The following is an 11,158-nucleotide window of genomic DNA, read 5'->3' as shown; positions in this document are numbered from 1 at the left end:
CTGCAGGAACTCGGCGGACTCACGCATCTCGTCCATGCCGTTGACGCCGTCCTCGATGCTGATCCAGCCGTCGTAGCCGGCGTCGACGAGGCGGCGGAAGATCCGCGGGTAGTCGTTGAGTCCCTTGCCGATCACCCCGTGCTGGAGTGCGGGTGAGTAGCCGAGGGTGCCGTCGGCCTGCCGCAGGGACGCAAGCGTGGTGCCGTCGGCGAGGAAGCGGTCCGAGGCCTGCATGGTGACGACGCGGTCGAGGACGAGTTCGAGGAAGTCGGCGGAGTCCTCACCCGCGGTGATCGCGTTGGACGGGTCGTACTGCACACCGAAGTAGGCCCGCTCGGGAATGCGCTCCAGGAGCTGCAGGTAGACCTCCTGGCGCTGCGCGAACTCCGGGTACTGCCAGGTCGAGGCCTTGTAGTGGTTCTCCAGGGCGAGGACGATGTCGAGTTCGCGGGCGATCGGAACCAGGTCCAGGATGGCCTGGCTCGCCCAGTCGAGGCCCTGCTCCACCGGGACCTCCGGGTGGGCCTGGCCGCTGAGCACCCGGCAGCTCACGCCCGGGCCCCCGATCCGCCGGGCGGTGTGCATCATCTCGACCTGAAGATCGAACTCGCGGCGGCGCTCGTCCGGGTCCGGGTGGGTCAGGTCGGGGGACGCACACAGCATCGGCATGTCGAACCCGGCGGCCTGGAGGGCGTCGCGGACACGGTCCGCTTCCTCGTGAGTGCGCTCCCAGAAGAATCCGGTGTGCAGCTCCAACCCGTCGACGGGGAGTACAGCGCGTGCCTGATCGATCCAGTCGAACACGCTCATCGTGCGCTCGACGACCATGGCGCTCAGGAATGCCTTGGGAAAGGCGGCGATCCTCATCGGGATGAGCGCTCCTTCGTGGGCCAGCAGGAATGGACCATGATGTCGCTATCACCACACTCTATGTTGCATAAAGAACATATGATGTTGTTATTGTAACATCAGGTGAGATCGAGGAGAACCGACAGTCGAGGAGACGACATGCCCCTGGCCCAGCAACTCACCGATCCGGTCGCCTACCACGGCGAAGGAGCCGTCTGGTTCGCCGGTTGGGGCGGCCTGAAGTGGGTCGACATGCTCGCCGGAGACATCCTGTCCCTCGACGCTGGGAGCGGAAAGGTCACCCGGCTCCACGTCGGTTCCCCGGTCGCGGCCATGGTCCGCCCCCGCGTGGGCGCCGGCTTCGTGGTGGCGACCGAGCGCGGCTTCTCGGTGTGGGGGCCCGACGGCCCCGAGTGGTCGACCCCGGACCTGTGGGAGAGCGCCGAGCGGCGGCGCTTCAACGAGGGCGGCTGTGATCCCTCCGGCGCGCTCCTGTGCGGCTCGCTGTCCTATGACCGCGTGGAAGGGGCCGGTGAGGTGTGGCGGCTGGGGCTCGACGGCTCCACCGAGCGGCTCTTCGGCGGCGTGACGATCTCCAACGGCCTCGGCTTCACCGCCGACGGATCACGGATGTACTACGTCGACTCACGCACGAGGCGAGTGGACGTCTTCGACGTCGACGGAACCGAACTGGTCGACCGCCGCCCGTTCGTCAAGATCGCCGAAGGGGTCGGCAACCCCGACGGGCTCACCGTCGACGCGCAGGGCGGCGTCTGGGTCGCGCTCTACGGCGGCTCGGCCGTCTACCACTACGACTCCGAGGGAAACCTCGCCGACGTCATCACCCTGCCCGCGACCAAGGTGACCTCCTGCACCTTCGGCGGGGAGGACCTGAGCACCCTCTACATCACGACGTCGCGGGAGAACCTCCCCGACGACGAGCAGCCCGTGGCCGGCTCGGTGTTCCACGCCAAGGTCGGCGTGGCCGGGCTGCCGGTGCGCTGCTGCGCACTCTGACGTCAACCGGGCGTTGCGGTCGGGGCGCCAGGGTGAACGACAACACGGTGACCGAGTGCGGCGGGAAGTCGTAGTCCCCGGCGGGAACCTCGATCTCGCCGCGGTCGACCAGCGCGACCCGGTCGGGCTCGCCGATCCGGTTCGTCGCGAGTACGTCGTCCACCCCTACCCCGAGGTCGTGCACACCCGCACGGCGCGGCAGGTTCTGCGTCCGGCCGTCCAGCACGATCGTGGCGCGCACGGGTGCCGACCGGTGCCGGTTGATCACCGCGAGCCGCAGGGAACGCCGGTCCTCGGTGAGCGTCGCGCTGACGTCCAGGTAGGGGACGACGCCGGGACGGGTCTGGAATCCGCCACCCGGCGTGCGGTTGTCGCCCTGGCGTACCTGCGCGGAGACGGCCGGTCCCTCGACCCTGGCGGCGACCGCGATCGGTCCCGTGTGGTTCTGGTACAGGTCCCAGACGTGGTAGGACGCGGACCGCGTCGCGCCGGTCGGTCGCGCCACCACGAGGCCGTTGGCGTTGACCAGGTTGACCGTGTTGGCCATCGTCGGCGCCACGGCCAGCCCGGCGGCTCGATGCAGGCCATGGAAGACACCCGCATAGAACAACGCGTCCGCGAGGGTGCGCGGGCTCCAACGGTTGACCCGCAGCGAGCCCGCCTCGGCGTCGGGCGCCGAAAGCTCGCGCGGCGCGAAGCCTCCGTCTTCGCCCGGTTGGGGCTCGGGCCAGCCGGTTGGCTCCAGGTGGCGGATGTTCCACTCGTCCAGGGCGAGCGCGAGCGGCCGCTCCAGGCCCGCGTCGGCGGCGAGGTCGGCGACCAGGTGGGCGTAGTCGTTGATCTGCTGCTCGAAGTACAGCGGCTGGGCGACAACCGCGTCGTAGTCGTCGTAGTCGTCGCCGCTGCTGCCGTCGGCCGCGGCGGACAGGTGGGTGCTCGCGCCGTAGAGGTGCAAGGAGACGTAGTCGAGGAGTCGCCCGGCCTGTTCGAGTAGTGGTCGGGTCCACTCCTCCTGCCGCCAGGGGATTCCGACGGCGACGAGCTTGAGGGACGGGTCGACCAGTCGCATGAACCTCGCGTGCTCGCGCGCGGCCGCGGCGTACTCCGGCGCCGACCGGTAGCCCAGCTGCCAGGGGCCATAGACCTCGTTGCCGATGCCCCAGTACCTCACGCCGTAGGGGTCCGGGTGGCCGTTCCGCGCGCGCTGCCTGGTGTAGGCCGTCTCCGCGGGGGAGTTGACGTACTCCACCCAGCGCACCGCCTCGTCCACGTCGCGGCAACTGTGCACGAGATAGGGCTCGGCGCCGACCTCCGCGCACCAGGCGAGGAACTCGTCGGTGCCGAACCGGTTCGTCTCCACACCACCCCAGGCGAGTTCCAGCCGGCTCGGACGAGCGTCGCGGGGGCCGACGCCGTCCTCCCAGTGGTACGGCGAGGTGAAGTTGCCGCCCGGCCAGCGCACGACCGGGACCCCGAGGTCCTGGCACAGCGTCAGGACGTCCTTGCGCAGACCCGCGCGCGCGTCCCGACTGTCGATCGACAGCGAGGATCCTTCGTCGAAGACGCCGCCCTCGATGTTGCCGAAGAACGAGGACTCGAGGAAGTGCCCGTAGATGTTGGCGTCGATGCGACCGGTCTCGGTGGAGCGGTCGATCTCGATGGTCGCGGGGAACGGCGGCAAGTCGACCTCCGGTCTGCGATGGCCCGCCCAGCCTGTCCTCCCGGACCCGTCCGTGCAAGCGGACGCCTGGCCGTCCTTGCCCGCGAGCGCCCGGACCGTCGCGATGTGAACTCCCGTGCGCAGGGCCGACGGCACGTGCTGGCCGGAAGCGGACCACCGGGACGATCGGCTGATCATCTGCTTGACGAATGCGTGTCGTCGATGTTCCATCTCAAAAATGGATGACGAGTCGGTTATGTGGATGTCACATTCGACGGGTCGACTGAGCCGGCGGGCCGCGATCGGGCTGCTCCTGTCGGCCGCTGTCCTGCCACCGGTCGTGGGGGCTCGACCCGCGGCCGCGAGGGCCGAGCCGCTCCCTCGCGGCGGCGCGTCCGCTGCCTCCACCGCGCGGCTGCCGGACGCCCTGCGCAGGATCGACAAACCGAACCTGCGGCTGCGCCAGGTGGCTCGGCTGACCGGCAGTCGCCACCGCGTCACCTTCCACGAGGCCGAGTGGGACGGCGGGCGCACCTACGTCCGCGACCTGGAGGTGAGGACGTCCGACGGGACCTGGCTCGCCGTCACCGATCCCGACCACCGCTTCGACGAGCAGTGGGTGGTCTTCACCGGCGCGTTCCCGGGCGGCCCCTTCTACTACTACGGTCCGATGGAGCCGCACTGGATCGCGTTCGACTCCCTGACCCAGGTCGGCACCCGAACCGTCGAGCTACGAGCCGGTGACGACGCCTTCGACCTCGTCCTCCGCTGGACCCTGGACGGCGACAACCCGGAGTTGCAGTGGACCCTGACCGCCAAGGAGTCCACCCACTACGTCGTCGGCTACCAGGCGTTCGACGCCCTGACCGACTCCGACGTCGAGGAGGTGCTGTGCGGCGCCCTCCAACACGCGCGTGTCATCGGCAGCGCCGCCGCCCTGTCGGCATGGGAGCTGTTCGCCCCGATGGCGCTCGTGCAGCGCGAGGTCGCCCGGACCAGCGTGACGACCGGTGTCTACATCCCGGCCGAGGTGATTGCCTTCGAGCACGAGCGGGCCCTGGCCTCGGACAAGCAGCCGTTCGGGATGAGCCTGCGCAACGACACCGACGGTGTGACGACGGCCGTGTACGCCCCACAGTTCGGCCTGCGCTCGGCGATGCGGGCCGGCGAGAAACGCGGATACGCCTTCGGCCTGTGCGCACTGCCGACGGAGTTGACCGCGGCCTATGAGGACATGTGCCGTAGGGAGTACGACTACACCGCCTACCGCGAGAACGTCTACGACAACTCACTCACCGACACCATCCACAACATCACCGATCTCGTGTCGATCGAGCCCGACCGCGACGACTCCACCGACTTCGTACCCTCCTTCTCCGGCTGGTGGAACCGCGCGAAGGGCTTCGCCGACGTCGAGAACGACCAGTGTGTGCGCACCGCCGTGTCCGGTGTGCTGCTCGCGGCGTACAACCTCACCTCGCCACCCACGCCCGAGCACGACCTGTACCAGGCCCGCGCCCGCCACCTGATCGAGTACCAGCTGTCCCGTAAGGGCATCGGCTACACCCCGATCAAGGGCAAGGCGGTCTACGGCGACGCGACGCAGTACCGGGTCGGCAAGGTGCCCGGCGACGCCGCCACCCTCGTCCCGTTGTACCTGCAGACGCGGGGGCAGAACGCCGGCATCCACAAACTCGCGATGGACGTGTTGCTCGCGGACCGGCAGGGCCTCGAACGCACACCCGTCAGCGTCCCGCTCGCGGGTTACCTGCTCACCGGGGACCCCGCCTACCTGGCCGAGGCGAAGACCACCGCCCTGCGCTACATCAGGGACCTCATCGACACCCCCTACACGACCAACCTCGCCGACAACAGCTTCGGCTACAGCTACTCCAAGGGCTGGACCGAACTGCTCGTGCTCTTCGAGGTCACCGGCGACCGGCGCTTCCTCGACGGCGCCCACAAGGAGGCGCGTCGCTTCATCACCCAGACCGAGGTGCGGCCCGTCCCCGACATCGAGGTGACGGTGCCGATCCCGCCGGTCTCGGACTCCCAGTTCGACTGGCCGAACGGCGTCCTGCCCGACTACCCGCGCGAGGAGCCGGTGACCGAGACGGTCCCCGCGTGGTACGTCTCGACGAGCGGCGCGACGTTCGAACAGCTGACGACGTTCAAGATCGGCACCAGTGGCAGCCAGCCGACCGCGGGAGGTGGCTTCGTCTCCAACCCCTGCTGGGTTCCGTTCCTGCTGCGGCTGGCGCACCACACCGGCGACGACCTGATCGCCGACGTCGCCCACAACATGGTGGTGGGCCGGTTCACCAACTATCCCGGCTACTACAACCGGCAGTTCAGCGTGGACCGGCTCAAGCCCGACTATCCGCTTCAGGGGCCGCCCGGCATCACCGGCATCTACTTCCATCACGCTCCGGCGCAGCTGGGCCTGGCCATCGACTACCTGCTCAGCGAGCAGTTCGTCCGCTCCGGCGGGCAGATCGACTTCCCGCGGCTCTTCGAGTCGAACTTCGTGTACTTCAAGTTCTCCGTCTACGGCCACGCGCCCGGGACGTTCTACGGCGAGACCGGAGTGTGGCCGTACTTCCCGAAGGGCCTGATCGGCGTCGACAACCCCGCCGTCAACTGGTTCACCGCCGTCGGCAACTCCTCGCTCTACCTCAGCCTCACCAACGAGAGCCGACAAGACCAACAGGTCACGGTCGAGTTCGCCTCGCCGCTCACCGGCATCGACAAGGGAGCCAGCCTCACGGTGCACCCGGTCCGCGCCGGCCGCGTCGGCCGACCGCGGAAGCTGCGTGGCACCACCACGACCGTCACGGTCCCGGCCAGGGGGATCGCGGCCCTGGTCGTCCGCGACGTCGACATCGACGTGCCCTGGCACACCGGCGTACCCGGCGCGGACCGAAGCGACGCGAGCTACCACTTCGAGGACACCGACCCCGGCACCGACTTCGGCCTGGCGAGCGGGCTGCTGTTGGTGCGGCCCGACCGCTCCGGCTACGACGCCTACGTCTCCCTCGACACCGAGGAACCCTCGACGCTTCGCTACCGCGTCGGTGACGGCCCCGTCCAGGAGACGCCGCCCAAACCGTTCCCCTACGAGTGGACGATCGGCGTGGACGGCCTGACCGACACCTTCCGCTACCAGATCGTCGCGGGCGCGCTCACCACGGCGGAGGTGACGTTGCGGCTGCCGTCCTCGGTGAACGGTGTCGTCGACGGGGTGGGCGGGGAGCTCGTCTGCTCACCGACCACGACACCCGGCGACAAGGTGAGCTTGACAGCACGGGTACGCAACGGCACCGACGCCGACGTCACCGGCCTGACGGTCGCACTCACCGCACCCTCGGGGTGGACCGTCCACTCCGACCAACCCACCACGACGGTCCCGGCGCGAGGCGTCGCCGACCTCGACTTCTCCGTCACGGTGCCCGCCGACGCGGCCCTCGCCGACCACCCGCTGACCGCGACCGCCACCTGGACCGGCGGGCACATCGACCTCGACGCGACCTCGATCCTCGTGCGTCAGCCGCGCAAGGTCACCAGCCTGAGCGCGCCCACATCGATCGCACGACCCGGCGACCAGGCCAGCCTGGTCGCCACCGTCCTCAACCAGGGCCCGATCCCGCTCAGCGCACAACTTCGGCTCACACCCCCGGCCGGATGGACCGTTGACACACCGCTGGTCACCGTCGAACTTCCGGCCCGATCCGAGCAGACCCGCACCTTCGTGGCCACCTCCTCCACCTCGGTGGTGCCAGGCAACCAGTACCGGTTCAGCGTGACGTCGACGGGTACGGGGTCGGGCTCCAAGGCGCTCAACATCAAGGTGTCCGACGCCGGGATCATCGTCAACAACTTCTCCTACTACCCCAGCTACCAAGAGGCGGGAGAGTGGCTGGGCAGCGGCCTCGCCGGCTGGAACGGCGTCCAGTCGCGCTACAGCGCCCCCGAGGTCCTCGGCGGCAGCGCCACCTGGGCACCGGAGTTGCCCGAGGAGGGCGAGTACGACGTCTCGGTCTGGTACCCGAGCAACGCCGACACCACCACCGCCGCCGCCTACGTCATCACCCACGCCGGCGGGACGGACGAAGTGATCGTCAACCAGCAGGAGAACGCCAACCGCTGGAGCCCGCTCGGCCGCTTCCGCTTCGAGCAGGGCAGGTCCGGCAGCGTCCGGCTCGAGGTACGCAACGAGAAGTTCCACCGCCTCAGCGCGGCCCAGTTCGTCTACGTCGGCCCATGAGGGCCGCCCCCACCATGCCATACCCCCAAGGAGAACAGCCGTGAACCGTCGTGTGATCTCTCGTCGGTCGCTCCTGCGCGGCCTGGGCGCGGGCGCCGCGCTGGGAGCCGCGTCGTCGATCTCGTCGTGCAGCCTCATCGGCAGCCCCAACCCGACGACCGACGTGGCCAAGGGAAAGGTCCGGCTGAAGGTCGCGATCGTGCCCGACCCCTCCGGCGCGTCGGAGTTCTACCGCCAGCAGTTCAACGCGTTCACCACGAAGACCGGGATCGCCGTCGACGTGCTGGAGAACCCCACGGACCAACAGCTCAACGCGGTGGAGCTGATGTTCCAGCAGAACAACCCACCTGATGTGTTCCGCTGCCAGGGACCCGAGGCGCTGGACCGGTTCTGGAGCCGCGGCTGGACGGCCGCGCTCGACGAGCAGGCCACCAGCAGCGGTATCGCGTCCCGCTTCCCCGACAACGCGCTCGCCCCCCGCACGTCCGGGCTGCACCGCGACGGCAAGCTGATGTCGCTGCCGCTGGTCTCAGGACAGTGGTCCTCCGGCGGGTTCCTCGTCTACAACAAGGCGTTGCTGGCCGCCAGCGGCTACTCCCAGCCGCCGGCGACGAGGGAGGAGTACGAGTCCTACGCCCGCAAGATCACCGCCAAGGGAGCAGGCAAGTACTACGGTGCGGCACTGTCGGGAGCCAGGCCAGCCGACATCAACGCCCTACAGGCACAGGCCGGGCCCGGTTCGATCGGCTCGGGCATCGACCTGCGCACCGGCAAGGTCGCCTTCAGCGACCCGTCCCTGGTGGAGCAGGTCGAACTGATCCGCCGGATGCAGGCCGCCAGGATCTACCAGCCGGGCTGGGAGAGCTGGGACGGCTCCCGGGTGTTCACCGAGTTCGCCAAGGAGAAGAGCGCCTTCTACATCGGTGGCGGCTGGAACGTCAACGAGATCAAGAAGCTCAACCCCTCCCTCGACTTCGGAGTCACGACCGTCCCGGTCCCGGGGAGCGGACGCGGCGGCTACTACGGACAGGGCTCGGCGTTCGCGCCGCTGTGGTCGATGTCGGCCAAGACCAAGCACCCCGACGAGGCGTGGAAGCTGATGGACTTCCTCGTCTCGCAGGAGTTCCAACAGGCCTACTTCGACACGTTCCGCACCTTCACCGCCGTCGAGAGCGTCTGGCGGGACGCCAAGGACCTGACCGAACCGGAGAAGGGCATCATCACCGCGTTCGACGAGTCCATCCGACGGGCACCCTCACCGGCCACCGACGGCACGCCCGGCGTGCAGAAACTCATGGCCGCGAGAAGCGGGAAACCCGAACTCTCCCACGGCGACAACTCCCTGCTGTCCATCACCCGCAACCAACCGTTCGCGCCGCTGGCCAAGGACCTCGACAGCAAACTCGACGCGTTCCTCGAGGAGGAGATCGGCAAGCTCACCGCGGCCGGCACGAAGGTCTCCCGCGAGGACCTCACCTACCCCGACTGGGATCCGTTGCAGAACTGGACACCGAGCGCGTGAGCACGACGAACCCCACCGGGGCGCGCCTGGCGACCCGGATCGCCCAGCACCGCTGGCACTACCTCTTCCTGGCGCCGATGACGATCCTGTTCGTCGGCTTCACCCTGTGGCCCATGCTGGCGAGCTGGTGGTACGCGTTCTTCGACTGGGACGGTCTCGGCCCGCCGACGAACTGGGTCGGCCTGGCCAACTTCACCGAGGTCCTGACCAACCAGGCGTTCTGGAACGCGTTCAAGAACTCCTTCGTCTTCTCCCTGGTCGCGATCTTCGTCCAGATGCCGTTGACGCTGCTGTTCGCGATCCTGCTCAACAACCCGCGGCTGCGCGGCCGCAACCTCTACCGGCTCTTCATGTTCCTGCCCGTGGTGACCACGACCGCCGTGGTCGGCATCGTGTTCGCGGTGATGCTCGACCCCTCGGGCGGCTTCGTCAACGAGGTGCTGGCCAGGATCGGGCTGATCAACCAGCCGATCAACTTCCTCGGCTCGGACCGGACCGCGCTGGCGAGCGTCCTCGTCATCGACCTGTGGAAGGGCTTCGGGGTCACCCTGATCTACTGGCTGGCTGCCCTGCAGACGATCCCACCAGACGTCTACGAGGCCGCCCGGGTGGACGGTGCCTCCGCCCGGCAGGTCCTCCTCCACATCACGGTGCCCATGCTCGTACCGATCGCCATCGTCATCTTGTTGTTGACGTTCCAGTCGAGCATGAACCCGTTCGACCTGATCCAGGCGACCACCAAGGGTGGCCCCAACTACGGCACCGACGTCGTGGCGACCTACATCTACCGGTACGCCTTCGACCCGCAGATGTCCGCGCCCCGCTACGGCTTCGCCTGCGCGGCCGGTGTGGTGTTCGGGATGTTCACGCTCCTGCTGACACTCCTGCAGGCGCCCCTGCTGAAGCGTCGATACATCAAGGGGAACGCGTGATGGCCATGACGACGACCCGGGACCGCAACGTCGACCTCACCCCCGGTGCACCCGACCACACCCGACCCGGCCCGGCGCGCCGGCTGGCCCGGCACCGGGTCTCCCTGTGGCACCTGTTCCTGGTGCCGTTCTCACTGGTGTGGATCTACCCCTTCGTCTGGGTGGTCTCCAGCGCCTTCAAGTCCCAGCGGGAGATGCTGCTCGGCGGCATCTCGGTGCTGCCACAGGAGGTCACCCTCGACAACTTCACCCGGGCCTGGCAGGTCGCGAACTTCGGCGCGTACACCATGAACACCGTGGTCTTCTCCGCCGCCGTCGTCGTGGTCGTGGTGTTCGTCTCCGCGACCGCCGGCTACGCGCTCGGGCGCGGCCAGATGCCGGGGAAGAGGATCGTGGTCGGGGTGCTGCTCGCCACCATGTTCATCCCCCACGGCTACACGATCATCCCGGTCTTCAAACTGGTCGACGCGCTCGGACTCAACAACGGGCTGATCGGTGCCGTCCTGGCGGCGGCCGGACCAGCACACGTCGTCCAGATCCTGTTGTTCATGGGGTACTTCGCCGGCCTGCCCCAGGAACTGGAGGACGCGGCCCGCATCGACGGCGCCGGCTACGTCCGGATCTTCTGGCAGGTGATGCTGCCCCTGGCCAAGCCCATCATCGGGACAGTCACGTTGTTCACCTTCATCTCGGCGTGGAACGCGTTCATGGTGCCGTTGGTGTTCACACTCGGGCGGCCCGACCTGCGCACCCTCGGCGTGGGCATGTACAGCTTCTTCGGGCAGTACACCGCGGACTGGACCGGCCTGGCCGCGGCCGCCTGCATCAGCCTGCTGCCCATCGTCACCGTGTTCCTGCTCCTCCAACGCACCTTCGTCGAAGGGATCGCCGGTGCGGTCAAGTCCTGACCACCC

General features: G+C 68.5%; 7 protein-coding genes. 5 read left to right on the top strand and 2 right to left on the bottom strand.

Annotation, left to right across the window (positions count from 1 at the left end):
* Positions 1–867 (bottom strand): sugar phosphate isomerase/epimerase family protein (locus HEB94_RS48830; RefSeq protein ID WP_202896964.1); only part of this gene is annotated, 867 nt, incomplete at its 3' end.
* A gap of 141 nt (positions 868–1,008) precedes the next feature.
* Here HEB94_RS48830 and HEB94_RS48825 point away from each other — a divergent pair.
* Positions 1,009–1,866, top strand: a complete 858-nt coding sequence (locus HEB94_RS48825) for an SMP-30/gluconolactonase/LRE family protein (RefSeq protein WP_192756148.1) — start codon at positions 1,009–1,011, stop codon at positions 1,864–1,866.
* Here the strand turns inward: HEB94_RS48825 and HEB94_RS48820 are convergent.
* Positions 1,757–3,757 (bottom strand): alpha-L-arabinofuranosidase C-terminal domain-containing protein, encoded by a 2,001-nt coding sequence (locus HEB94_RS48820; RefSeq protein WP_238361823.1) that lies wholly within the window; start codon positions 3,755–3,757, stop codon positions 1,757–1,759. The two genes, HEB94_RS48825 and HEB94_RS48820, sit on opposite strands and share 110 nt — an antisense overlap.
* Before the next feature lie 31 nt (positions 3,758–3,788).
* Here HEB94_RS48820 and HEB94_RS48815 point away from each other — a divergent pair, with 31 nt between their 5' ends.
* From HEB94_RS48815 to HEB94_RS48800, 4 genes are read left to right on the top strand one after another with little or no spacing between them, the layout of a single operon-like run.
* On the top strand, positions 3,789–7,790 hold the full coding sequence (locus tag HEB94_RS48815; protein ID WP_192756147.1) for a golvesin C-terminal-like domain-containing protein: 4,002 nt from the start codon (positions 3,789–3,791) through the stop codon (positions 7,788–7,790).
* Positions 7,791–7,830: 40 nt separating this feature from the next.
* The gene (locus HEB94_RS48810) at positions 7,831–9,312 is read left to right on the top strand and encodes an extracellular solute-binding protein (RefSeq protein ID WP_192756146.1); all 1,482 of its coding nucleotides are present in this window, start codon (positions 7,831–7,833) and stop codon (positions 9,310–9,312) included.
* Positions 9,309–10,244 (top strand): carbohydrate ABC transporter permease, encoded by a 936-nt coding sequence (locus HEB94_RS48805; RefSeq protein ID WP_337918497.1) that lies wholly within the window; start codon positions 9,309–9,311, stop codon positions 10,242–10,244. The genes HEB94_RS48810 and HEB94_RS48805 overlap by 4 nt, the downstream gene beginning before the upstream one ends.
* Complete coding sequence (locus HEB94_RS48800; protein ID WP_238361822.1) at positions 10,244–11,152, top strand: carbohydrate ABC transporter permease; 909 nt, start codon at positions 10,244–10,246, stop codon at positions 11,150–11,152. The genes HEB94_RS48805 and HEB94_RS48800 overlap by 1 nt, the downstream gene beginning before the upstream one ends.
* Positions 11,153–11,158: the final 6 nt, after the last annotated feature.

This window comes from Actinopolymorpha pittospori, assembly GCF_014873875.1.
GTDB lineage: Bacteria > Actinomycetota > Actinomycetes > Propionibacteriales > Actinopolymorphaceae > Actinopolymorpha > Actinopolymorpha pittospori.
Note: the sequence above shows the minus strand (reverse complement) of the source record. Positions and strands in the feature narration are given on the sequence as shown.

Bases quoted from the DNA above. Each gene is read 5' to 3' on its own strand.
- HEB94_RS48825 (WP_192756148.1), top strand. From the start codon at position 1,009: ATGCCCCTGGCCCAGCAACTCACCGATCCGGTCGCCTACCACGGCGAA.
- HEB94_RS48820 (WP_238361823.1), bottom strand. From the start codon at position 3,757: ATGGAACATCGACGACACGCATTCGTCAAGCAGATGATCAGCCGATCG.
- HEB94_RS48815 (WP_192756147.1), top strand. From the start codon at position 3,789: ATGTCACATTCGACGGGTCGACTGAGCCGGCGGGCCGCGATCGGGCTG.
- HEB94_RS48800 (WP_238361822.1), top strand. From the start codon at position 10,244: ATGGCCATGACGACGACCCGGGACCGCAACGTCGACCTCACCCCCGGT.